The sequence below is a fragment of the Salmonella sp. SAL04202 genome (assembly GCF_046550775.1).
Lineage (GTDB): Bacteria > Pseudomonadota > Gammaproteobacteria > Enterobacterales > Enterobacteriaceae > Salmonella > Salmonella enterica.
The window spans coordinates 584,108-608,458 of sequence record NZ_JBGDXK010000002.1 but is presented as its reverse complement, the minus strand read 5'-3'; the positions used below and the strand labels follow the sequence as shown (position 1 = coordinate 608,458).

Annotated in this window: 21 protein-coding genes and 2 tRNA genes; 18 read left to right on the top strand and 5 right to left on the bottom strand. The window is 53.2% G+C overall.

From position 1 onward, the window contains the following. Positions 1-14 precede the first annotated feature (14 nt). The 5 genes from folP (at position 15) to ACLJQJ_RS13215 (ending at position 4,248) form a co-directional block, all read left to right on the top strand. A complete protein-coding gene (folP, locus tag ACLJQJ_RS13235; RefSeq protein WP_063809192.1) occupies positions 15-863 on the top strand; it encodes a dihydropteroate synthase in 849 nt (282 codons plus the stop codon). Continuing rightward, positions 856-2,193 (top strand): phosphoglucosamine mutase, encoded by a 1,338-nt coding sequence (gene glmM, locus ACLJQJ_RS13230; RefSeq protein ID WP_000071169.1) that lies wholly within the window; start codon positions 856-858, stop codon positions 2,191-2,193. The genes folP and glmM overlap by 8 nt, the downstream gene beginning before the upstream one ends. A gap of 222 nt (positions 2,194-2,415) precedes the next feature. Further along, positions 2,416-2,748, top strand: coding sequence for a preprotein translocase subunit SecG (secG, locus tag ACLJQJ_RS13225; RefSeq protein ID WP_000272680.1), 333 nt, complete (start codon positions 2,416-2,418; stop codon positions 2,746-2,748). Between the two features lie 13 nt (positions 2,749-2,761). Then, positions 2,762-2,848, top strand: a tRNA-Leu gene (locus ACLJQJ_RS13220). A gap of 335 nt (positions 2,849-3,183) precedes the next feature. Continuing rightward, positions 3,184-4,248, top strand: coding sequence for a DUF1963 domain-containing protein (locus ACLJQJ_RS13215; RefSeq protein WP_000051504.1), 1,065 nt, complete (start codon positions 3,184-3,186; stop codon positions 4,246-4,248). Between the two features lie 85 nt (positions 4,249-4,333). Here the strand turns inward: ACLJQJ_RS13215 and argG are convergent, their stop codons facing one another. Then, positions 4,334-5,677, bottom strand: coding sequence for an argininosuccinate synthase (gene argG, locus ACLJQJ_RS13210; protein WP_000207648.1), 1,344 nt, complete (start codon positions 5,675-5,677; stop codon positions 4,334-4,336). A gap of 343 nt (positions 5,678-6,020) precedes the next feature. On the opposite strand from argG, the gene ACLJQJ_RS13205 reads away from it, so the two are divergent. From ACLJQJ_RS13205 to mtr, 12 genes are all read left to right on the top strand, one after another. Continuing rightward, positions 6,021-6,097, top strand: a tRNA-Met gene (locus tag ACLJQJ_RS13205). Between the two features lie 207 nt (positions 6,098-6,304). Beyond that, on the top strand, positions 6,305-6,757 hold the full coding sequence (gene rimP, locus ACLJQJ_RS13200; protein ID WP_000105461.1) for a ribosome maturation factor RimP: 453 nt from the start codon (positions 6,305-6,307) through the stop codon (positions 6,755-6,757). 27 nt (positions 6,758-6,784) lie between these two features. Further along, the gene (gene nusA / locus ACLJQJ_RS13195; protein WP_001031038.1) at positions 6,785-8,287 is read left to right on the top strand and encodes a transcription termination factor NusA; all 1,503 of its coding nucleotides are present in this window, start codon (positions 6,785-6,787) and stop codon (positions 8,285-8,287) included. Positions 8,288-8,311: 24 nt separating this feature from the next. After that, positions 8,312-10,990 carry a translation initiation factor IF-2 gene (infB, locus tag ACLJQJ_RS13190; RefSeq protein ID WP_000133064.1) on the top strand — a complete coding sequence of 893 codons (2,679 nt, stop codon included), beginning with the start codon at positions 8,312-8,314 and terminating at the stop codon, positions 10,988-10,990. Between the two features lie 220 nt (positions 10,991-11,210). After that, positions 11,211-11,612 carry a 30S ribosome-binding factor RbfA gene (rbfA, locus tag ACLJQJ_RS13185; protein ID WP_001040199.1) on the top strand — a complete coding sequence of 134 codons (402 nt, stop codon included), beginning with the start codon at positions 11,211-11,213 and terminating at the stop codon, positions 11,610-11,612. Next, positions 11,612-12,556 (top strand): tRNA pseudouridine(55) synthase TruB, encoded by a 945-nt coding sequence (gene truB, locus ACLJQJ_RS13180; RefSeq protein WP_063809191.1) that lies wholly within the window; start codon positions 11,612-11,614, stop codon positions 12,554-12,556. The genes rbfA and truB overlap by 1 nt, the downstream gene beginning before the upstream one ends. A 150-nt stretch (positions 12,557-12,706) precedes the next feature. Beyond that, positions 12,707-12,976: a 30S ribosomal protein S15 gene (gene rpsO, locus ACLJQJ_RS13175; protein ID WP_000059465.1), complete on the top strand. Its 270-nt coding sequence runs from the start codon at positions 12,707-12,709 to the stop codon at positions 12,974-12,976. Positions 12,977-13,217: 241 nt separating this feature from the next. After that, entirely contained in the window at positions 13,218-15,353 is a 2,136-nt protein-coding gene (gene pnp / locus ACLJQJ_RS13170; protein WP_001670767.1) for a polyribonucleotide nucleotidyltransferase, read from the top strand. Positions 15,354-15,462: 109 nt separating this feature from the next. After that, entirely contained in the window at positions 15,463-16,347 is an 885-nt protein-coding gene (nlpI, locus tag ACLJQJ_RS13165; RefSeq protein ID WP_000802069.1) for a lipoprotein NlpI, read from the top strand. Between the two features lie 105 nt (positions 16,348-16,452). Next, positions 16,453-16,533 carry a protein YrbN gene (gene yrbN / locus ACLJQJ_RS13160; protein ID WP_010723222.1) on the top strand — a complete coding sequence of 27 codons (81 nt, stop codon included), beginning with the start codon at positions 16,453-16,455 and terminating at the stop codon, positions 16,531-16,533. Next, positions 16,526-18,415 carry an ATP-dependent RNA helicase DeaD gene (deaD, locus tag ACLJQJ_RS13155; RefSeq protein WP_000807248.1) on the top strand — a complete coding sequence of 630 codons (1,890 nt, stop codon included), beginning with the start codon at positions 16,526-16,528 and terminating at the stop codon, positions 18,413-18,415. The genes yrbN and deaD overlap by 8 nt, the downstream gene beginning before the upstream one ends. A 153-nt stretch (positions 18,416-18,568) precedes the next feature. Next, positions 18,569-19,813: a tryptophan permease gene (mtr, locus tag ACLJQJ_RS13150; RefSeq protein WP_000224377.1), complete on the top strand. Its 1,245-nt coding sequence runs from the start codon at positions 18,569-18,571 to the stop codon at positions 19,811-19,813. Positions 19,814-19,873: 60 nt separating this feature from the next. Here mtr and ACLJQJ_RS13145 read toward each other — a convergent pair whose 3' ends face one another. Beyond that, entirely contained in the window at positions 19,874-20,404 is a 531-nt protein-coding gene (locus ACLJQJ_RS13145) for a hypothetical protein (protein ID WP_063809190.1), read from the bottom strand. A 158-nt stretch (positions 20,405-20,562) separates the two neighbouring features. On the opposite strand from ACLJQJ_RS13145, the gene ACLJQJ_RS13140 reads away from it, so the two are divergent. Further along, positions 20,563-21,282: a murein L,D-transpeptidase family protein gene (locus ACLJQJ_RS13140; protein WP_063809189.1), complete on the top strand. Its 720-nt coding sequence runs from the start codon at positions 20,563-20,565 to the stop codon at positions 21,280-21,282. On the opposite strand, the gene ACLJQJ_RS13135 is transcribed toward ACLJQJ_RS13140, so the two are convergent. The 3 genes from ACLJQJ_RS13135 to ACLJQJ_RS13125 all read right to left on the bottom strand — a co-directional run bounded on the left by ACLJQJ_RS13135 (position 21,260) and on the right by ACLJQJ_RS13125 (position 24,326). Next, a complete protein-coding gene (locus ACLJQJ_RS13135; RefSeq protein WP_063809188.1) occupies positions 21,260-22,267 on the bottom strand; it encodes a luciferase-like monooxygenase in 1,008 nt (335 codons plus the stop codon). The two genes, ACLJQJ_RS13140 and ACLJQJ_RS13135, sit on opposite strands and share 23 nt — an antisense overlap. A 176-nt stretch (positions 22,268-22,443) precedes the next feature. After that, a complete protein-coding gene (locus ACLJQJ_RS13130; RefSeq protein WP_077905270.1) occupies positions 22,444-23,340 on the bottom strand; it encodes a U32 family peptidase in 897 nt (298 codons plus the stop codon). Further along, a complete protein-coding gene (locus ACLJQJ_RS13125) occupies positions 23,331-24,326 on the bottom strand; it encodes a peptidase U32 family protein (RefSeq protein WP_000421309.1) in 996 nt (331 codons plus the stop codon). Before ACLJQJ_RS13125 ends, ACLJQJ_RS13130 begins: the two co-directional genes overlap by 10 nt. Positions 24,327-24,351 lie beyond the last annotated feature (25 nt).

The window sequence follows — 24,351 nt, the reverse complement described above, 5'->3', positions numbered from 1 at the left end:
CAGGGATTTTGACCATGAAACTCTTCGCTCAGGGCACCACGCTCGATCTCACTCATCCGCATGTTATGGGTATCCTGAACGTAACGCCGGATTCGTTCTCAGACGGCGGTGCGCATAACACGCTGATTGAGGCGGTGAAACATGCGAATTTAATGGTGAATGCCGGGGCGACAATTATTGATGTGGGGGGGGAATCAACGCGACCAGGCGCGGCAGAAGTGAGCGTGGAAGAAGAGCTGGATCGCGTTATTCCGGTACTGGAAGCAATCGCGCAACGTTTTGAAGTGTGGATTTCTGTGGATACCTCTAAACCCGAGGTGATCCGTGAAGCGGCAAGGGCGGGCGCGCATATTATCAATGATGTCCGTTCGCTCTCCGAGCCCGGCGCGTTGGAAGCGGCAGCGGAAACCGGCTTGCCGGTCAGTCTTATGCACATGCAGGGCAACCCCAAAACCATGCAGGAGGCGCCGAAATATGACGATGTCTTTGCCGAGGTGAATCGCTACTTTATTGAGCAAATAGCACGTTGTGAGAAGGCCGGCATCGCAAAAGAGAAATTGTTGCTCGACCCAGGATTCGGTTTCGGTAAAAATCTCTCTCACAATTATACCTTACTGGCGCGACTGGGTGAGTTTCATCATTTTAACCTGCCGCTGCTGGTGGGCATGTCACGTAAAACGATGGTTGGTCAGTTACTTAACGTGGGACCATCAGACCGTCTGAACGGTAGCCTTGCGTGCGCGGTAATTGCCGCGATGCAGGGCGCGCAGATCATTCGCGTCCATGACGTCAAAGAAACCGTAGAGGCAATGCGGGTGGTGGAAGCCACTCTGTCTGCAAAGGGAAACAAACGCTATGAGTAATCGTAAATATTTCGGTACCGATGGGATTCGCGGACGTGTAGGCAATGCCCCCATTACACCTGATTTCGTGCTTAAACTGGGTTGGGCTGCCGGAAAAGTGCTGGCGCGTCATGGCTCGCGTAAAATCATTATCGGTAAAGATACGCGTATTTCCGGCTATATGCTGGAGTCCGCGCTGGAGGCGGGCCTTGCCGCTGCGGGGCTGTCGGCCTCGTTTACCGGACCTATGCCAACGCCAGCCGTCGCCTATCTGACGCGGACTTTCCGCGCGGAGGCGGGTATCGTTATCTCGGCTTCGCATAACCCGTTCTATGATAACGGCATTAAATTCTTCTCTATCGACGGTACGAAACTGCCTGACGATGTGGAAGAAGCCATCGAAGCCGAAATGGAAAAAGAGATCACCTGCGTAGACTCCGCCGAGCTGGGGAAAGCGAGCCGCATCGTCGATGCCGCCGGACGCTATATTGAGTTCTGTAAAGGCACCTTCCCGAACGAACTGAGCCTCAACGGCCTGAAAGTGGTTGTGGATTGCGCCAACGGCGCTACCTACCATATCGCGCCGAATGTGCTGCGCGAGCTGGGCGCGACCGTTATCGCTATTGGCTGTGAGCCAAACGGCGTCAACATTAACGAAGAAGTGGGCGCGACCGACGTGCGCGCGTTGCAGGCGCGCGTGTTGGCGGAGAAGGCGGACCTCGGCATCGCGCTTGACGGCGACGGCGACCGGGTCATCATGGTTGACCATGAAGGCAATAAAGTCGATGGCGATCAGATCATGTATATCATCGCGCGCGAAGGGCTGCGCCAGGGGCAACTGCGCGGCGGCGCGGTGGGGACGCTGATGAGCAATATGGGGCTGGAGCTGGCGCTCAAGCAGCTTGGCATTCCGTTTGCCCGGGCGAAAGTGGGCGACCGCTACGTGCTGGAAAAATTGCAGGAAAAAGGCTGGCGCATCGGCGCGGAAAACTCTGGTCACGTTATTCTGTTGGATAAAACGACCACTGGCGACGGTATTGTAGCGGGGCTACAAGTTCTGGCGGCGATGGTGCGTAATCATATGAGTCTGCACGATCTGTGCAGCGGTATGAAAATGTTCCCGCAGATTCTGGTTAACGTGCGTTACACCGCCGGTAGCGGCGATCCGCTGGAAAATGAAGCGGTGAAAGCGGTAACGGCAGACGTAGAAGCCACACTCGGCAATCGTGGGCGGGTACTGCTACGTAAATCCGGTACCGAACCGCTGATTCGCGTGATGGTGGAAGGCGAGGATGAAGCGCAGGTTACGGCATTCGCCCATCGTATCGCGGATGCGGTAAAAGCCGTTTAAGCGTTTAAGTGACTAAAAAGGCGGCGGTTGCCGCCTTACGGCCCGCAAAAAACAACGCTTTTGCTGTTTTTTTCCGCAGTTGATACAATGCGCTTAAATTGCCCTTGCGAAGGTCATTCGCTTTGGTTAGTATTCACACCCGCTTCAGTGGGAAACAGTAAAAATCCCGCTTTATTGGTAGAAGCATTGGTACGCGGCAACTCCGCAAGGAACAGGTTGATTATGTACGAAGCTCTTTTAGTTGTTTTCCTTATTGTGGCAATTGGCCTTGTAGGTCTGATCATGCTGCAGCAAGGTAAAGGCGCTGATATGGGAGCCTCCTTCGGAGCAGGCGCTTCCGCTACGCTATTTGGTTCAAGTGGTTCTGGTAACTTCATGACCCGAATGACGGCGGTATTGGCGACGCTGTTCTTCATCATCAGTCTGGTGTTGGGTAATATCAATAGCAACAAAACCAATAAAGGAAGCGAGTGGGAAAATCTGAGCGCGCCGGCGAAGACCGAGCAGACTCAACCTGCTGCACCGGCCCAGCCGACCAGCGATATCCCGCGCTAATAGCAGTATCCGTGCCGAGGTGGTGGAATTGGTAGACACGCTACCTTGAGGTGGTAGTGCCCAATAGGGCTTACGGGTTCAAGTCCCGTCCTCGGTACCAATATTCCGAAAGAAAGACGCTGAAAAGCGTCTTTTTTTTCGTCTGTTGAAACTGCTCTCAGAGAGGAGGTTGAAGCACGCTTACACGCGTCCCTGGCATGGCCCCGTCAATACGTTGAGATAGCCCTACATACATACTCATGTATGTCCTCTCTGGTGATCTCCCTGCGTCAGGTTCACTCCACCGATTACGAGATCATCTTCGTTCATTGAAGCCAGTAGTTGCTCAGCTATAATCTGAAATGCTTGTATCTGTTATCCCCCTCCATATCTTTTGCTCAAGTAGTTTTATCTAATCTTCCTTTGCACTGAGCCGAATATCTAAGGAAGAGATTAATGAGTTTATTTTTCGATCGTGCTGGATTGATTGCTGAATTGCGCACATCCAATTTGAGCTCTGCTATTCAGGAGAAAGTCGTGCAACAGGCACGTGCTGCTATTGCATTTAAACGTTGTCTGCGGGATATGGAAACAGTAAAGGTGGGGGCATCGCGGTTGGGCGGTCTACCCGACTGGCCATTAGGACAAAGCTGGCCTATACGAAAAAAATCGGTTAATGCCACATCTCGCGTACTAAAGCTGAAAGCTGAAAAAACGCGAAATGCCAGGTTTGTTCATGAAATGAAAATGAGTTATGAGCTGCTCAATGAAGGGCGTAAGCTGCTTGGGCAGCCAGCGGAAGATTTTGACGAGGAAAAGTATCGGTTAGTGCAGCAGCGGTTATTAACCGAAATTGACATCCGCATAGAGAATCAGTTGGTTGATTTTCCGCTTGCTTTCGTTGCCCAACTAAACTTGAGTGACCTGGCGTTACTCCCGGGGTTTGATCCACTGCTTCCCAGGCGGGGGTTATTGAGCTTCTTTGTCGATGTTACCTGGGAAGATCGGCAGCCCTTTGTTTTCTGGCACGATGTTGAGGTAGATACATTAAGCACGCTAGCTGTGCCAGATGACTTGCTGGCTTTTTACAATAAGATTGAATTTCGTGAACCATGGCAATTGTGTACACAGGTTGAGTGCCTGGAACCTCTTTCCGTTATCAGTGTTTCGTCAGTCTGCGAGGGGTTAAGCGTTACGCAGCAGAAAGCGTATGAATCATGGTATGACGCGTTAAGTGATTACGAACAGGACAACCCGTATCGAGTTGATGCCTGCTATTCCGGCGATCTTCTGGGAGGGTGGACAATTCCTCTCCAACGTAGTGTGGAAGATGAACTGAATCAAAATGATACAAGGTGGCGACAGCTTTTTAGCTGGGATGAAGAAATTCATTCTACAACAGCATTACTGGCTGTCGCTGGGCCGGATTTTGGCGGGGGCATTGACTATATAATGATGACTGAAAAAGACATGGCTGCACAATGCTTTGACAGGGTGCGAAATGTTGTCCAGTTAGATTAACCGGCAAATCAGCCATTTGCATCAACCTGGGGTGATATTCACAAAAAAGGCCGCTTTCGCGGCCTGTTGCATCAACGACGCGGGCTTATTTGCCTTTGTTTTCCAGATTCTCAACCTGCGGCAGACCGGTCGCGGAAGAGGCGGTTAACAGACCGGCTTTCGCGTAGCCGAACAGTTTCTCGCGGGTATCGGTAATGTCCAGATTACGCATGGTCAGCTGACCGATACGATCGTCCGGTGAGAACACGGAATCGCCTTTTTCCATGGTCAAACGTTCTGGCTTATAGGTCAGATTGTCGGACACGGTGTTCAGGATGGAGTAATCGTTGCCGCGACGCAACTCGAGTGTGACCTCACCGGTAATCTGGCTGGCGACCCAACGTTGCAGGCCATCACGCAGCATCAGCGCCTGCGAGTCGAACCAGCGGCCCTGATACAGCAGTTTGCCCAACTGACGACCATGAGAGTGATATTGCTCAATGGTGTCTTCGTTGTGAATACCGGTCAACAGACGCTCGTAAGCGATGTGCAGCAGTGCCATTCCGGGGGCTTCATAAATACCGCGGCTTTTTGCTTCAATGATGCGGTTTTCAATTTGGTCGCTCATACCCAGGCCGTGACGGCCGCCGATGCGGTTTGCTTCCAGCATCATCTCAACATCATCGCTGAAGGTTTTGCCATTCAGCGCTACCGGATGTCCTTGTTCAAAACGGACGGTCACCTCTTCTGCCGGGATCTTCACGCTCTCGTCCCAGAACTTCACGCCCATAATCGGGTTGACGATCTTGACGCTGGAGTTAAGAAACTCCAGATCTTTCGCTTCGTGCGTCGCGCCGAGCATGTTGGAGTCGGTGGAGTAGGCTTTTTCGACTGACATCTTATAGTCGAAACCGCAGGCAATCATAAATTCAGACATCTCATGACGGCCGCCCAGCTCATCGATAAAGTCGGTATCCAGCCACGGTTTGTAAATCTGTAATTCAGCATTCGTCAGCAGGCCGTAACGATAGAAACGTTCAATATCGTTGCCTTTATAGGTACTGCCGTCGCCCCAGATATTCACGCCGTCTTCTTTCATCGCGGCGACCAGCATCGTGCCGGTCACGGCACGGCCCAGCGGCGTGGTATTGAAATAGGTCAGTCCGCCAGTCGTATTATGGAAAGCGCCGCACTGAATCGCTGCGATCCCTTCTGCAACCAACTGCTTGCGGCAATCAATCAGGCGAGCATTCTCTGCGCCATACTCCATTGCGCGACGAGGAATGGCGTCATAGTCATCCTCATCCGGTTGTCCCAGATTCGCAGTATAAGCATATGGGACAGCTCCTTTTTGTCGCATCCACAGCAGCGCGGCGCTGGTGTCCAGACCGCCGGAAAAAGCGATACCAATACGTTGACCTGCTGGAAGATGCTTAAGAATCGTCGTCATAGAATAGAACCCTGCTTGATTGACTGATAATGAGATCGGTTTCTGCTTTAGTGCATTTTTATGCAAAATAAATGAGTTTTCATTTAATCATCTTTTAGCAGAGACAGGAAGCGTTTAGTGAAGGTTTACTGAAATAACGTTGTGAAATGCGTGTATAAGCCGGAGAGATGGGATGAGTATAACGAAGAGTGATATTCATTCATCTGCATATTGGGAATAGGGTTGACATAACTCATGCCTGGTCACTATACTGTGCGCAGATTTTACGTCCCGTCCTCGGTACCAAATCCCAGCAGTATTTGCAAATTTTGCCCAAAACGAGTAGAATTTGCCACGTTTCAGGCGCGGGGTGGAGCAGCCTGGTAGCTCGTCGGGCTCATAACCCGAAGGTCGTCGGTTCAAATCCGGCCCCCGCAACCACTTTCCCTTAGAGTTCTTTTTCAAATATACTGTGAAGATTATGTCCTTCGTAGCTGGATTTGAAAAAAATTCTTTCGGAAGGTACACCAGACCGCCGTTGCGGTTATAGGGTTCAGTTATCTAAAGCCCCGATTTATCGGGGTTTTTTGTTATCTGACTACAGAATAACTGGGCTTTAGGCCCTTTTTTTATGTCTTGGGGGTGGGCTTGTCCACATTAGAGCAAAAATTAACAGAGATGATTACAGCGCCAGTTGAAGCCTTAGGCTACGAGCTGGTCGGCATCGAATTTATTCGCGGTCGCACATCCACACTGCGCATCTATATTGATAGTGAAGATGGCATCAATGTTGATGATTGTGCTGATGTGAGCCACCAGGTAAGCGCGGTGCTGGACGTTGAAGATCCTATCTCCGTGGCTTACAACCTTGAAGTCTCGTCACCGGGTCTCGACCGTCCTATGTTCACTGCCGATCATTATGCGCGTTTCCAGGGTGAAGAAGTCGCGCTGGTTCTTCGCATGGCGGTACAGAACCGTCGCAAGTGGCAGGGCATTATCAAAGCGGTGGACGGTGAAATGATTACCGTCACAGTCGAAGGCAAAGATGAAGTGTTCGCGCTGAGTAATATCCAGAAGGCGAACCTGGTTCCCCACTTTTAACAGTCTGGATGAGGTGAAAAGCCCGCGATGAACAAAGAAATTTTGGCTGTTGTTGAAGCCGTCTCCAACGAAAAAGCGCTGCCACGCGAAAAAATTTTTGAAGCGCTGGAAAGTGCGCTGGCGACAGCAACAAAGAAAAAATATGAGCAGGAGATCGATGTTCGTGTAGAAATCGATCGTAAAAGCGGTGATTTTGATACTTTCCGTCGTTGGTTGATCGTTGAAGAAGTGACCATGCCGACGAAGGAAATTACGCTGGAAGCGGCGCGTTTTGAAGACGAAAGCCTGAATGTCGGCGACTATGTTGAAGATCAGATTGAATCTGTCACCTTTGACCGTATCACCACGCAGACTGCGAAACAGGTTATCGTACAGAAGGTCCGTGAAGCTGAACGCGCGATGGTTGTCGATCAGTTCCGCGACCAGGAAGGCGAAATCGTCACTGGCGTGGTGAAGAAAGTGAACCGCGACAATATCTCTCTGGAAATTAAATCCGAAGGGATGGCCGGTAACGCTGAAGCGGTGATTCTGCGTGAAGATATGCTGCCGCGCGAAAACTTCCGCCCTGGCGACCGTATTCGCGGCGTGCTGTACGCTGTTCGCCCGGAAGCGCGTGGCGCGCAGCTGTTCGTCACCCGTTCCAAGCCGGAAATGCTGATCGAACTGTTCCGCATCGAAGTGCCGGAAATCGGCGAAGAAGTGATTGAAATTAAAGCGGCGGCTCGCGATCCGGGTTCTCGTGCGAAAATCGCAGTGAAAACCAACGATAAACGTATCGATCCGGTCGGCGCTTGCGTGGGGATGCGCGGCGCGCGCGTTCAGGCGGTCTCTACCGAACTGGGCGGTGAGCGTATCGATATCGTGCTGTGGGATGATAACCCGGCGCAGTTCGTCATTAATGCGATGGCGCCGGCAGACGTCGCGTCTATCGTGGTGGACGAAGATAAACATACCATGGATATCGCCGTTGAAGCCGGTAATCTGGCGCAGGCGATCGGACGTAATGGTCAGAACGTCCGCCTGGCTTCGCAATTGAGCGGCTGGGAACTCAACGTAATGACCGTTGATGACTTGCAGGCTAAACATCAGGCTGAAGCACATGCCGCTATCGAGATCTTTACTAAATATCTTGATATTGATGAAGAGTTCGCGACCGTTCTGGTAGAAGAAGGTTTCTCCACGCTCGAAGAACTGGCCTATGTGCCAATGAAAGAACTGCTGGAAATTGACGGCCTTGATGAGCCGACCGTTGAAGCACTGCGCGAGCGTGCTAAAAACGCACTGGCCACTCTGGCGCAGGACCAGGAAGCAAGCCTCGGTGATAACAAACCGGCTGACGATCTGCTGAATCTGGAAGGATTAGATCGCGATATGGCTTTCAAACTGGCGGCTCGTGGTGTTTGTACGCTGGAAGATCTCGCCGACCAGGGCATTGATGATCTGGCTGATATCGAAGGGTTGACCGACGAAAAAGCCGGTGAGCTGATTATGGCTGCCCGTAATATTTGCTGGTTCGGCGACGAAGCGTAATAAACTGTAGCAGGAAGGAACAGCATGACAGATGTAACCCTAAAAGCGCTGGCCGCAGAGAGACAGGTTTCCGTGGATCGCCTGGTACAGCAGTTTGCTGATGCAGGTATCCGGAAATCTGCTGACGACTCTGTGTCCGCACAAGAAAAACAGACTTTACTGGCGCACCTGAACCGCGAAGCGGTTTCTGGTCCCGATAAACTGACGCTGCAGCGTAAGACGCGCAGCACCCTGAACATTCCAGGTACCGGTGGAAAAAGTAAATCGGTACAAATCGAAGTCCGCAAGAAGCGCACCTTTGTGAAACGCGATCCGCAAGAGGCTGAACGCCTGGCCGCGGAAGAGCAGGCGCAGCGTGAAGCGGAAGAGCAAGCCCGTCGTGAGGCAGAAGAACAGGCCAAACGCGAGGCGCAACAAAAAGCTGAACGCGAGGCCGCAGAACAAGCTAAGCGTGAAGCCGCTGAAAAAGCGAAACGTGAAGCTGCGGAAAAAGACAAAGTGAGCAATCAACAGACTGACGATATGACCAAAACCGCCCAGGCCGAAAAAGCCCGCCGTGAGAATGAAGCTGCAGAGCTGAAGCGTAAAGCGGAAGAAGAAGCACGTCGCAAACTCGAAGAAGAAGCGCGTCGTGTAGCAGAAGAAGCTCGCCGCATGGCGGAAGAAAACAAATGGACCGCAACGCCTGAGCCAGTAGAAGACACCAGTGACTATCATGTCACCACTTCTCAGCACGCGCGCCAGGCCGAAGACGAAAACGATCGTGAAGTAGAAGGCGGTCGTGGTCGTGGCCGTAATGCAAAAGCGGCGCGTCCGGCGAAAAAAGGCAAACATGCCGAATCCAAAGCCGATCGCGAAGAAGCGCGTGCTGCGGTTCGCGGCGGTAAAGGCGGCAAGCGTAAAGGGTCTTCTTTACAGCAAGGCTTCCAGAAGCCCGCTCAGGCCGTTAACCGTGACGTGGTGATCGGTGAAACCATCACCGTTGGCGAACTGGCGAACAAGATGGCGGTGAAAGGCTCTCAGGTCATCAAAGCGATGATGAAGCTGGGCGCCATGGCCACCATCAACCAGGTCATCGACCAGGAAACCGCACAGCTGGTTGCCGAAGAGATGGGCCACAAAGTTATCCTGCGTCGTGAAAACGAACTGGAAGAAGCGGTAATGAGCGACCGTGATACCGGCGCTGCGGCTGAACCGCGCGCACCGGTTGTGACCATCATGGGCCACGTTGACCACGGTAAAACCTCTCTGCTGGACTACATTCGTTCCACGAAAGTAGCCTCTGGCGAAGCGGGCGGCATTACCCAGCACATCGGTGCTTACCACGTTGAAACTGACAACGGGATGATCACCTTCCTGGACACCCCGGGCCACGCCGCGTTTACTTCCATGCGTGCTCGTGGTGCGCAGGCAACGGATATCGTGGTTCTGGTGGTTGCGGCAGACGACGGCGTGATGCCGCAGACTATCGAAGCTATCCAGCACGCGAAAGCGGCAGGTGTGCCGGTCGTGGTTGCGGTGAACAAAATCGATAAGCCGGAAGCCGATCCGGATCGCGTTAAGAACGAACTGTCCCAGTACGGCATTCTGCCGGAAGAGTGGGGCGGTGAAAGCCAGTTCGTTCACGTGTCTGCGAAAGCGGGTACCGGTATTGACGAACTGCTTGATGCTATCCTGCTGCAGGCCGAAGTTCTGGAACTGAAAGCGGTACGCAAAGGTATGGCGAGCGGCGCGGTGATCGAATCCTTCCTGGATAAAGGTCGTGGTCCGGTGGCTACCGTTCTGGTACGCGAAGGTACGCTGCATAAGGGCGATATCGTGCTGTGTGGCTTCGAATACGGTCGCGTGCGTGCGATGCGTAACGAACTGGGTCAGGAAGTGCTGGAAGCGGGTCCGTCCATTCCGGTGGAAATCCTCGGCCTGTCCGGCGTTCCGGCTGCGGGTGACGAAGTGACCGTGGTTCGCGACGAGAAGAAAGCGCGTGAAGTGGCTCTGTATCGTCAGGGTAAATTCCGTGAAGTTAAACTGGCTCGTCAGCAGAAATCTAAACTCGAGAACATGTTCGCCAACATGACCGAAGGCGAAGTTCACGAAGTGAACATCGTGCTGAAGGCCGACGTACAGGGTTCTGTGGAAGCGATCTCCGACTCTTTGCTGAAACTGTCTACCGACGAAGTGAAAGTGAAGATCATCGGTTCTGGCGTAGGTGGTATCACCGAAACCGACGCGACCCTGGCTGCGGCGTCCAACGCCATTCTGGTGGGCTTCAACGTTCGTGCCGATGCCTCTGCGCGTAAAGTGATCGAATCTGAAAGCCTGGATCTGCGTTACTACTCCGTCATCTATAACCTGATCGACGAAGTGAAAGCGGCGATGAGCGGTATGCTGTCTCCGGAACTGAAACAGCAGATCATCGGTCTGGCTGAAGTGCGCGATGTGTTCAAATCGCCGAAATTCGGCGCGATCGCGGGCTGTATGGTTACCGAAGGTACGATTAAACGCCATAACCCAATCCGCGTACTGCGCGACAACGTGGTTATCTATGAAGGCGAGCTGGAATCCCTGCGCCGCTTCAAAGATGACGTTAACGAAGTCCGTAACGGCATGGAATGTGGTATCGGCGTGAAGAACTACAACGACGTTCGCGTTGGCGATATGATTGAAGTATTCGAAATTATCGAGATCCAACGTACCATCGCTTAATCTTCGTCGTCTTTTGGGCCGCAACGGCGTTGGCTGCGCTCGCTCACCCCGGTCACATAGTTATCTATGCTCCCGGGGATTTACGAGCTTGCCGCCTTGTTGCAATCCAAAATCCTTAGAAGATGATTAGGCGTAGGCCGGGTAAGCGAAGCGCCACCCGGCAAGAAATTTAAAAAGGGGCTTATGGCCCCTTTTTTGTCTTTATTCTGGAGAATTTATTATGGCGAAAGAATTTGGTCGCCCTCAGCGCGTAGCGCAAGAGATGCAAAAAGAGATCGCAATCATCCTGCAGCGCGAAATTAAAGACCCGCGCCTGGGTATGATGACCACCGTTTCCGGTGTCGAAATGTCCCGTGACCTGGCCTATGCCAAAGTGTTTGTCACTTTTTTGAACGACAAAGATGAAGACGCAGTAAAAGCGGGCATCAAAGCGTTGCAGGAAGCGTCTGGTTTCATCCGCAGCTTGCTGGGTAAAGCGATGCGTCTGCGCATCGTACCGGAACTGACCTTCTTCTACGACAACTCGCTGGTGGAAGGGATGCGTATGTCCAACCTGGTGACTAACGTGGTGAAACATGACGAAGAACGTCGTGTGAACCCGGACGACAGCAAGGAGGACTGATGAGTCGTCCTCGTCGTCGTGGCCGCGACATTCACGGCGTTCTGCTGCTGGATAAGCCGCAGGGTATGTCCAGCAATGACGTGCTGCAGAAAGTTAAGCGCATCTACAATGCCAACCGCGCCGGGCATACCGGCGCGCTGGACCCGCTGGCGACCGGCATGTTGCCGATTTGCCTCGGCGAAGCGACAAAATTTTCGCAGTACCTGCTGGATTCTGACAAACGCTATCGTGTTATTGCCCGTCTGGGGCAGCGCACGGATACCTCTGACGCCGATGGTCAAATCGTGCAGGAGCGTCCGGTGACTTTCAGCGCTGAGCAGCTTGCGAGCGCGCTGGAGACCTTTCGTGGGGATATCGAACAGATTCCCTCGATGTATTCGGCGCTGAAGTATCAGGGCAAGAAGCTGTACGAATATGCCCGCCAGGGTATCGAAGTGCCGCGCGAAGCCCGCCCGATTACCGTCTATGAGCTGCTGTTTATTCGCCATGAAGGTAACGAGCTGGAGCTGGAAGTTCATTGCTCCAAAGGCACCTATATTCGTACCATTATTGATGATTTAGGTGAGAAACTGGGCTGTGGCGCGTACGTAACGTACCTGCGTCGTCTGACGGTCAGCAAGTATCCGGTGGATCGTATGGTGACGCTGGAGCATTTGCAGACGCTGGTAGCACAGGCGGAACAGCAGGGCGTTCCGGCGGCGCAGTTGCTCGATCCATTATTGATGCCAATGGACAGTCCAGCTTCGGACTATCCTGTTGTTAATCTGCCGTTAACATCTTCGGTATACTTCAAAAATGGCAACCCGGTTCGTACCACGGGCGCGCCGTTGAAGGGACTGGTTCGTGTGACGGAAGGTGAAGACGATAAATTTATCGGTATGGGCGAAATTGACGACGAAGGCCGTGTCGCGCCTCGTCGGCTGGTAGTAGAGTACCCAGCGTAATGTCGCTTCGTCTTGCGATAAGAGAGCGCTGCGAGTAGAATACCGCCGCTTAACGTCGCGTAAATTATTTAACAGTTTACGCGGCGTACACTGGGATCGCTGAATTAGAGATCGGCGTCCTCTCATTCTTAAATACTTTGGAGTTTTAAAATGTCTCTAAGTACTGAAGCTACAGCTAAAATCGTTTCTGAGTTCGGTCGTGACGCAAACGACACCGGTTCTACCGATGTTCAGGTTGCTCTGTTGACTGCACAGATTAACCACCTGCAGGGTCACTTTGCAGAGCATAAAAAAGATCACCACAGCCGTCGTGGTCTGCTGCGTATGGTTTCTCAGCGTCGTAAACTGCTCGACTACCTGAAACGTAAAGATGTTGCACGCTACACCGCGCTGATTGAGCGTCTGGGTCTGCGTCGCTAATTCTTTCGAGTTTCAGAAAGAGGGGGCCTTCATGGCCCCTTTTTTCCAGCAGATGGCAGCAATTCGCTGGAAACTAATGTATTGTTGCTATGAATGATCTTCCGTTGCAGAGGTTCGCGCGGCTAATGAGAGGCTTTACCCATATCAGGGTTAGGGTTGTCATTAGTCGCGAGGATGCGCAGAAGATCGGGTATTAACGACGGCGCGTATTATGCCGTCAAAAATTGGAAAGGATATTATTTTGCTTAATCCGATCGTTCGTAAATTCCAGTACGGTCAGCATACCGTTACGCTGGAAACTGGCATGATGGCGCGTCAGGCCACTGCCGCTGTTATGGTAAGCATGGATGACACCGCCGTATTCGTTACCGTTGTCGGCCAGAAAAAAGCCAAGCCAGGCCAGGACTTCTTCCCACTGACCGTTAACTATCAGGAGCGTACCTACGCTGCTGGTCGTATCCCGGGCAGCTTCTTCCGTCGTGAAGGCCGTCCAAGCGAAGGCGAAACCCTGATCGCGCGTCTGATTGACCGCCCGGTTCGTCCGCTGTTCCCGGAAGGCTTCGTTAACGAAGTGCAGGTTATCGCGACCGTCGTTTCCGTTAACCCGCAGGTTAACCCGGATATCGTGGCGATGATCGGCGCATCCGCTGCGCTGTCGCTGTCCGGCATTCCGTTCAACGGCCCAATCGGCGCGGCGCGCGTAGGTTACATCAATGACCAGTACGTGCTGAACCCGACCCAGGACGAGCTGAAAGAAAGCAAGCTGGACCTGGTGGTTGCCGGTACCGAAGCGGCTGTGCTGATGGTGGAATCCGAAGCTGAACTGCTGAGCGAAGACACTATGCTGGGCGCGGTGGTATTCGGTCACGAGCAGCAGCAGGTTGTTATCCAGGCGATCAACGATCTGGTGAAAGAAGCCGGTAAACCGCGTTGGGACTGGCAGCCGGAAGCCGTCAACGACGCGTTGAACGCGCGTGTTGCTGCGCTGGCTGAATCTCGTCTGAGCGACGCGTACCGCATCACCGATAAACAAGAGCGCTATGCTCAGGTTGACGTAATCAAATCCGAAACCATCGAGCAGCTTATTGCAGAAGATGAAACTCTGGATGCTAACGAGCTGGGCGAAATCCTGCACGCTATCGAGAAAAACGTGGTGCGTAGCCGCGTACTGGCAGGCGAGCCGCGTATTGATGGCCGTGAAAAAGACATGATCCGTGGTCTGGACGTGCGCACTGGCGTACTGCCGCGTACTCACGGTTCCGCTCTGTTTACCCGTGGTGAAACGCAGGCGCTGGTTACCGCAACTCTGGGTACTGCCCGTGACGCGCAGGTGCTTGATGAACTGATGGGCGAGCGCACTGACAGCTTCCTGTTCCACTACAACTTCCCTCCGTACTCCGTAGGCGAAACCGGCATGGTCGGTTCTCCGAAGCGTCGTGAAATTGGTCACGGTCGTCTGGCGAAGCGCGGCGTGCTGGCAGTGATGCCGGACATGGATAAATTCCCGTACACCGTTCGCGTAGTGTCTGAAATCACCGAATCCAACGGTTCTTCCTCTATGGCTTCCGTGTGCGGCGCTTCTCTGGCGCTGATGGACGCTGGCGTGCCAATTAAAGCCGCCGTAGCAGGTATCGCTATGGGTCTGGTGAAAGAAGGCGACAACTACGTTGTACTGTCTGACATTCTGGGCGACGAAGATCACCTGGGCGATATGGACTTCAAAGTGGCGGGTTCCCGCGACGGTATCTCTGCGCTGCAGATGGATATCAAAATTGAAGGTATCACCAAAGAGATCATGCAGGTTGCGTTGAACCAGGCTAAAGGTGCGCGTCTGCACATCCTGGGCGTGATGGAACAGGCGATCAACGCGCCGCGCGGCGATATCTCTGAATTCGCGCCGCGTATCCATACCATCAAGATCAGCACGGACAAGATCAAAGACGTGATCGGTAAAGGCGGTTCTGTGATCCGCGCGCTGACTGAAGAGACCGGCACCACCATCGAAATCGAAGATGACGGTACTGTGAAGATCGCGGCGACCGACGGTGAAAAAGCGAAATACGCTATCCGTCGTATCGAAGAGATCACCGCAGAGATCGAAGTCGGCCGTATCTACAATGGTAAAGTGACCCGTATCGTTGACTTTGGCGCGTTTGTTGCCATCGGCGGCGGTAAAGAAGGTCTGGTTCACATCTCTCAAATCGCGGATAAGCGTGTAGAGAAAGTGACCGATTATCTGCAGATGGGTCAGGAAGTCCCGGTTAAGGTTCTGGAAGTTGACCGCCAGGGCCGTGTACGTCTGAGCATTAAAGAAGCAACCGAGCAGTCTCAACCTGCGGCTGCGCCGGAAGCTCCGGCGAGCGAACAGGCCGAGTAAGGTAGCCTTTTGCCCTCCGCAGTGCGGAGGGCTTTAGACCTGGCTGGACGCCTTGTTGAGCCACCGGGGAACAGGACGTTCATTCAATCGTTGTCTTCGGGAGTGGGAAATGAAGCCTTTTTTGCGCTGGTGTTTCGTTGCGACAGCACTTACGCTTGCAGGATGCAGTAATTCCGCCTGGCGTAAAAGTGAAGTCCTCGCAGTACCATTGCAACCGACTTTACAGCAGGAAGTGATTCTGGCGCGTATGGAACAGATTCTTGCCAGTCGGGCTTTAACCGATGACGAACGCGCACAGCTTTTATATGAGCGCGGAGTGTTGTATGATAGTCTTGGTTTGAGGGCATTAGCGCGAAATGATTTTTCACAAGCGCTGGCAATCAGACCGGATATGCCTGAAGTATTCAATTACTTAGGCATTTATTTAACGCAGGCAGGCAATTTTGATGCTGCCTATGAAGCGTTTGATTCTGTACTAGAGCTTGATCCAACTTACAACTACGCGCACTTAAACCGCGGTATCGCATTGTATTACGGCGGCCGTGATAAGTTAGCGCAAGATGATCTGCTGGCGTTTTATCAAGACGATCCCAATGATCCTTACCGCAGCCTGTGGCTGTATCTTGTTGAGCAGAAGCTTAATGAGAAGCAGGCGAAAGAAGCGTTAAAAGCACGCTTCGAAAAATCGGATAAAGAGCAATGGGGATGGAACATTGTCGAGTTCTACCTGGGCGACATTAGCGAAGCAACGCTGATGGAAAGGCTCAAGGCGGACGCAACGGATAACACCTCGCTCGCTGAGCATCTCAGTGAAACCAACTTCTATTTAGGTAAGTATTACCTAAGTCTGGGGGATTTGGACAGCGCCACGGCTCTGTTCAAACTGGCGGTGGCCAACAACGTTCATAACTTTGTTGAGCACCGATACGCATTGTTGGAATTATCGCTCCTGGGCCAGGACCAAGATGACCTGGCAGAATCGGACCAGCAATAGCTGACGAACATATCAGCCCGTAATCTTTTTGATTGCCATCACCTTCGCGGGTGAGGGCGTTGTTGTTCGTTAATACACCTACTTTGAGCCGGTTCACACTTTTCAATGAAAATTGCAGATCAATTTCATGATGAGTTATGTAGACTGGCCGCCATTAATTTTGAGGCACACGTACTACATGGCTGAATTCGAAACCACTTTTGCAGATCTGGGGCTGAAGGCTCCTATCCTTGAAGCCCTTACCGATCTGGGTTACGAAAAACCATCTCCAATCCAGGCAGAGTGCATTCCGCATCTGCTGGGCGGTCGCGACGTGCTGGGCATGGCCCAGACCGGCAGCGGCAAAACCGCAGCGTTCTCTTTACCGCTGCTCAACAATCTTGATCCTGAGCTGAAGGCACCTCAGATTCTGGTGCTGGCGCCAACCCGCGAACTGGCGGTACAGGTTGCCGAAGCCATGACGGATTTCTCTAAACACATGCGCGGCGTAAACGTGGTTGCCCTGTACGGCGGTCAGCGTTATGACGTGCAGTTACGCGCCCTGCGTCAGGGGCCGCAGATCGTTGTCGGTACGCCGGGACGTCTGCTTGATCACTTAAAACGCGGCACCCTCGACCTCTCTAAACTGAGTGGTCTGGTGCTGGATGAAGCCGACGAAATGCTGCGTATGGGCTTCATCGAAGACGTTGAAACTATTATGGCGCAGATCCCGGAAGGTCATCAGACCGCTCTGTTCTCCGCCACCATGCCGGAAGCGATTCGTCGCATTACCCGCCGCTTTATGAAAGAGCCGCAGGAAGTGCGCATTCAGTCCAGCGTGACTACCCGTCCTGACATCAGCCAGAGCTACTGGACTGTCTGGGGCATGCGTAAAAACGAAGCGCTGGTGCGTTTCCTGGAAGCGGAAGACTTTGATGCGGCGATTATCTTCGTGCGTACCAAAAACGCGACCCTGGAAGTAGCAGAAGCGCTGGAACGTAGCGGCTACAACAGCGCCGCGTTGAATGGCGATATGAACCAGGCGCTGCGTGAGCAGACTCTGGAACGCCTGAAAGATGGTCGTCTGGACATCCTGATCGCTACCGACGTGGCGGCACGTGGTCTCGACGTTGAACGTATCAGCCTGGTGGTGAACTACGATATTCCGATGGACTCCGAGTCCTACGTTCACCGTATCGGTCGTACCGGCCGTGCGGGTCGCGCCGGTCGCGCGCTGCTGTTCGTTGAGAACCGCGAGCGTCGTCTGCTGCGCAACATCGAACGCACCATGAAGCTGACCATTCCGGAAGTGGAACTGCCGAACGCAGAACTGCTGGGCAAACGCCGTCTGGAAAAATTCGCCGCGAAAGTTCAGCAGCAACTGGAAAGCAGCGATCTGGATCAGTACCGTGCGCTGCTGGCGAAAATCCAGCCGTCTGCTGAAGGTGAAGAGCTGGATCTCGAAACGCTGGCTGCCGCACTGCTGAAAATGGCGCAGGGCGAGCGTCCGCTGATTCTGCCGCCGGATGCGCCGATGCGTCCTAAGCGTGAATTCCGTGACCGTGACGACCGTGGTCCGCGCGATCGTAATGACCGTGGCCCGCGTGGCGACCGTGAAGAACGTCCGCGTCGTGAACGTCGTGACGTTGGCGATATGCAGTTATACCGCATTGAAGTGGGCCGTGATGACGGCGTTGAAGTTCGTCATATCGTGGGCGCTATCGCTAACGAAGGCGACATCAGCAGCCGTTACATTGGTAACATTAAGCTGTTCGCGTCTCACTCCACCATCGAGCTGCCGAAAGGTATGCCGGGCGAAGTGCTCCAGCACTTCACGCGTACCCGCATTCTGAACAAGCCGATGAATATGCAGCTGTTGGGTGATGCTGTTCCGCACGCGGGCGGCGAACGTCGCGGCGGTGGTCGTAGCTTCAGTGGCGAGCGTCGTGAAGGCGGTCGTAATTTCAGCGGCGAACGTCGTGAAGGCGGTCGTGGTGATGGTCGTCGCTTCAGCGGCGAACGTCGTGAAAGCCGTGGTCCGCGTCGTGATGACTCTACCGGTCGCCGTCGTTTCGGCGGTGATGCGTAACTCACGCTGACCTGCGCATTCACAGCGTAAAGTAAAATATACAGCCCCGATCGTCACAATCGGGGCTTTTTTTATTTCTTTTGTACTCGTGTACTGGTACAGTGCAGCGTATTGAGAGATAGTCACATTATAAATGACTGGAGAGAGAGCTGAATGGCAACACTTACCACCACCCAAACGTCACCTTCGCTGCTTGGCGGCGTGGTGATTATCGGCGGCACCATCATTGGCGCGGGGATGTTCTCCCTGCCGGTGGTCATGTCCGGGGCGTGGTTCTTCTGGTCGATGGCGGCGCTGGTTTTTACCTGGTTTTGTATGCTGCACTCCGGGCTGATGATCCTCGAAGCCAACCTTAACTACCGCATAGGTTCGAGTTTCGACACCATCACTAAAGACCTGCTGGGCAAAGGCTGGAACATTGTCAACGGCATTTCTATTGCCTTTGTGCTCTACATCCTGACTTACGCCTATATCTCGGCGAGCGGCTCAATTCTGCATCATACCTTTGCTGAGATGTCGCTGAACGTTCCGGCGCGAGCGGCAGGTTTTGCCTTTGCGCTGCTGGTGGCGTTTGTTGTGTGGCTGAGTACGAAGGCGGTCAGCCGGATGACGGCGATTGTGCTGGGCGCGAAAGTGATTACTTTCTTCCTGACCTTCGGCAGCCTGTTAGGGCACGTTCAGCCTGCCACGTTGTTTAACGTGGCTGAAAGCCACGCGTCATATACGCCGTACCTGCTGATGACGCTGCCATTTTGTCTGGCCTCTTTTGGTTATCACGGTAACGTACCGAGCCTGATGAAATATTACGGCAAAGATCCGCGCACCATCGTCAAATGCCTGATTTATGGGACGTTACTGGCGCTGGCGCTCTATTCCGTCTGGCTGCTGGGGACGATGGGCAACATCCCGCGTCCGGAATTTATCGGCATTGCGCAGAAAGGCGGCAATATTGATGTGCTGGTACAGGCGTTGAGCGGCGTGCTGAACAGCCGCAGCCTGGATCTGCTGCTGGTGGTGTTCTCTAACTTTGCGGTCGCCAGTTCCTTCCTTGGCGTGACGCTGGGGCTGTTTGACTATCTGGCGGATCTGTTTGGCTTTGATGACTCGGCAATGGGGCGTTTTAAAACGGCGCTGCTGACCTTCGTACCGCCGATTGTCGGTGGCCTGCTGTACCCGAACGGTTTTCTGTATGCCATTGGTTATGCAGGGCTGGCCGCGACGATCTGGGCGGCCATTGTGCCTGCGCTGTTGGCGCGTAAATCTCGCAAGCGCTTTGGTAGCCCGAAATTCCGCGTCTGGGGCGGCACGCCGATGATTGTACTGATTCTGCTGTTTGGCGTCGGGAACGCACTGGTGCATATTTTATCGAGCTTTAATTTGCTGCCGGTGTATCAGTAATTGAACGAGCCGGATGAGCTGTTTTCATCCGGCAATATTTCACAAGTCCGCGAAATGGTATCAAATAAAACCCTGTTTATTATAAAGTTCTTCGGCGAGTGCTTCCCCGTGTTCATCGAAAAAAGCATCGGCGATAGTTAAATTTTCTGCCTTAGGATTTGCCGTTATTCTGCTACCATTGGCGTCAAATTCGAGCGCGATGGCGATCTCCGAACCCCACCAGTAATAATAAATTAGCGCAAAATTATTTTCCCCTGGCGTAATAAATTTCTCGATTCCCCGCACACAGGCCATGAGTGGCATGAAGATTTCATAGCTCTCTGAGAGAAATATGTGATCCATCGTGACTATCTGTGTTTCTTTATTAAAGTTGATATGTTCAGCATAAATATTCTTTTCACTTTCACCAGAATTACATGCGGCAAGATTGTTAAGCATTTTTGCAGGCTCGCCGTACAACCTTTGCTCCTCAGTAAACCATGGCAACCAGTCTTCATAGTCTTTAATATTTGTTGCCGGTGAATGGAAAAATTTCTTGAGGTTACTCTCGGTAATATGTGCATGAAGAAAAAAGGAGGCAGGTTCACTCATGATGATTTTCTCTGGTAATAAGTCGATTTATTCATATCCCTGTTCGGTTATGATAAAACGGTTACTATTTTATAAAAGTACAGAACTGGACCTTTCCTCTATTTCCTGTCATAGGAAAATATATACTTGAACTGGTTTAGAATAAGCGGAATACGAAAATGGGGCGTAAAGGACTACTCGCTATTGTATTATTGAGCCTGTTTATCGCTTTTATTTTAAAATTTTTCTGGCTCACTCCGTACGATGAAGACGTTTACCTGCCAGTGGAAAAACCTGTCGTATCGTCTTTAAAAATCATTCACCCCGGCGACCAGTTATTTATCCGCATTCTGAAAGCGGAAGATAAGCTGGAACTGTGGGCAAGCGCCAATAACAAGCCTTACGAACTCTACAAAACCTGGACTATATGCGCATGGTCTGGTGGCTTAGGGCCAAAACATAAACAGGGAGATGGTAAAAGCCCGGAAGGCTTTTATGCCACCAACAAAGGGTTGCTTAACCCAAACAGCCGCTATCATCTGGCATTTAATATTGGCTACCCGAATGCTTACGATCGGGCAAATGGCTACACCGGTGATTTCATTATGGTTCATGGGAACTGCGTTTCGGCGGGTTGCTATGCCATGACCGATGCCGGTATTGAAGAGATTTATCAACTGGTGGCGCAGGCGCTAAACAGCGGGCAGAAGAGCGTGCCTGTCCATATCTTCCCATTTACGATGAATGACAAAAATATGCGCCAGGCGCAAGCATGGCCGGAATATAATTTCTGGCGTATGTTGAAGCCCGGCTATGATTACTTCGAAAAAAATCGCCGATTGCCAACCATCACCGTTGAAAATCGGCGTTATAAAATCAGCCCAACAACTCTTCCTTAACATCCATCGCTAAATCAAACGAATGCAGGCGTGCCTGGTGGTCGAAAATCTGCCCGTTTACCATAATTTCATCCGCCTGGGTCTCCCGCAGGATGGATTCCAGCCCGTGGCGGACTTTCGCTTTATCACCGACCAGCGACATACTCAGCGCCTGCTGCACGCCATACTGCTCGGATGGCGACCAGAAGGTCTCCATATTCTCAACCGGCGGCGGCAGTTGGCCGGTTTCCCCACGGCGTAGCTTCACAAAAGCCTGCTGCATGGAGGTAAACAGGAATTCGGCGTCGCGGTTGCTGTCGGCGGCGATAATATTGATACACACCATCGCGTACGGTTTTTCCAGCCGCGCTGAAGGTTTGAACTGGGTACGGTACAGATGCAGCGCCTGGAACAACATATCCGGCGCGAAATGCGAAGCAAAGGCGAACGGCAGGCCAAGCTGGGCCGCCAACTGTGCGCTATACAGGCTGGAGCCCAACAGCCAGACCGGGATCTGCTCGCCGTAGCCGGGCACCGGGCGCACATGCGGATTAGGATCGCGAGCGTCGAACCAGTCCACCAGCTCTGCGACATCGCGTGGAAAGTTATCGATATCGCCGCTCATATGGCGACGCAGCGCGCGCATCGTCGGCTGATCGCTACCCGGCGCGCGTCCCAATCCTAAGTCGATACGTCCCGGGTAGAGCGTATTCAGCGTGCCGAACTGCTCGGCAATCACCAGCGGTGAATGGTTAGGCAGCATCACGCCGCCGGAGCCAAGATGTAATGTTGTGGTATTGGCCGCCAGATAACCAATCAATACCGAGGTCGCCGCGCTGGCGATACCGGTCATGTTGTGATGTTCCGCCAGCCAGTAGCGGTGATAACCGCGCTTTTCGGCCAGCCGTGCGAGATCAAGCGAGTGCGTGAAGGCTTCTTTTGCCGAAGATCCTTCAGGGATCGGCGCCAGATCCAGCACCGAGAACGGAATAGTTTTGTCAGTCATAACGGCTCACTTTGTTACCGATTAATCTTTTAATACTGCATTAAAGATTAGCGAATGTTGTTAACAAAGTGAGCTTTATGAGACTGACGGCAAAACAATGCCCGATAGCGCTGCGCTTATCGGGCCTACGGGAGCGCTATTTGTAGGCCGGATAAGGTATTGATGCCGCCATCCGGCTAGGCCTGTAGCTCCAGCCCGGCCAGCCGCTTCCAGTAGCCGTTACAGTCGCTATGCGCGGCAAGCGGTAATGGTGCGCCGCCGTTTTCGTTAGCGCGAAAGGCATCAAGCATGGCAAATGTCTCCGTCCCCAACGGCGACAGCCGCACGATATCGACCAATCCCTGCATCGACGTCAGTTCGTTGCCAAGGTTATAGACATAGCCGCTCATGGTCTGAATACCGTTAAGCACAAACACCTGCTGATTCTCTTGCGAGAACACGTCACGACCGTTTGGATACTTGATACAGCAGGTTTCGCACTCATCTTTCGGGCGGTCTTCCGAACGGGCGGTAAAGCAGCGAGCGGAGTAGGCCAGCGGCAGATGGCCGTAGCTCAACACTTCCACTTCAAACTGATTGCGGATGCCCAGTTCATCGCACTGATTAAGCAAATTCACCAGCCAGTCGCGAGACAGCTCCACTGGCATACACCAGCGTACCATGCCTTCTTTCAGCAACCGGCGCAGCGTGACCGCGTTGTAGCAGTTCAGCGCATGGCCAGCGACAAACGGCAGTTTGCGCTCGGCGCACAGATTCACCACGCCAAGATCGCTGGCTTCCAGCAGAAAATCGCCGTTGTCCACATAGCGTTTCAGCTCGCTTAATTCAGATGACGCCTGTACCAGCGCCAGGGTGGAGAGCGCCACCTGCTTACCGCTGGCGGCGAGGGATTTCGCCATTTCCAGCCAGTCGCCGACTTTGGTCGCGCGACGCTTGCTGCACACCGCTTCGCCCAGATAAATGACGTCAGCGCTGCTTTTTGCGGCCTGCTGATAAAAATCTTCCAGCGTCTCTTTCGGCCAGTAATAAAGCACCGGTCCTAAGGAATATTTCATAGCTCCTCTCACTGCCATTTACGGTGATATGCGCCAAGCGTGGTTTGAGTGCCTTCGGACATCGCGCCGAGCGTCTCCATCCAGTCGCGCTGTGGAACGAAGTTTTGCGGGGCGGCTTTGCAGCGATCGATCGCCTGGCGCCACACTTTCGCCACCTGGCTGACGTAGGCCGGGCTGCGCTGGCGGCCTTCGATCTTCACCGAAGCGATGTTCGCCGCCATGAGCTCCGGCAGCAGTTCCAGCGTGTTCAGGCTGGTTGGCTCCTCCAGCGCGTGATAGCGCTCGCCGTCCACTAAATAGCGGCCTTTACACAGCGTTGGGTAGCCTGCGTTTTCGCCATCCTGGTAACGGTCAATCAGGACATCATTCAGGCGCGATTCCAGCCCCTGCGGCGTTTGCTGCCAACGGACAAAGCGGGCGGGAGAGCAGGCGCCGACGGTATTGGGCGACTCCCCCGTCAGGTAGGAAGAAAGATAGCAGCGACCTTCCGCCATAATGCACAGGCTGCCAAACGCGAATACCTCCAGCGGCACCGGCGTGACGCGGGCCAGTTGTTTTACCTGGTGAATCGACAGTACACGCGGCAGTACTACGCGGTGGACATCAAAGTTGCGGTGATAAAAGCGAATCGCCTCTTCGTTGGTTGCCGAGGCCTGAACGGAAACATGGCGCTCAATATGTGGGTAACGCTCTGCGGCATATTCCAGCATAGCGAGGTCGGCGAGAATCAGCGCGTCGGCGCCAAGCTGCGCCGCCATATCCACGGCGCGCTGCCAGCGAGCATAGCCGTCCGGATGCGCAAAAGTATTAATGGCGATGTGTAATTTGCGGCGATGCTGGTGAACAAAACTCACCGCTTCCTGCAATTTTTTTTCGGTAAAGTTAAGGCCGGCAAAATGACGGGCATTGGTATCGTCTTTTAACCCGATATAAACGGCGTCAGCGCCGTTTTCGATGGCCGCCTTCAGCGCCGGGAGATTTCCGGCAGGGCAGAGCAGCTCCATAATTTATCCTGAGGGTTACGTCTGA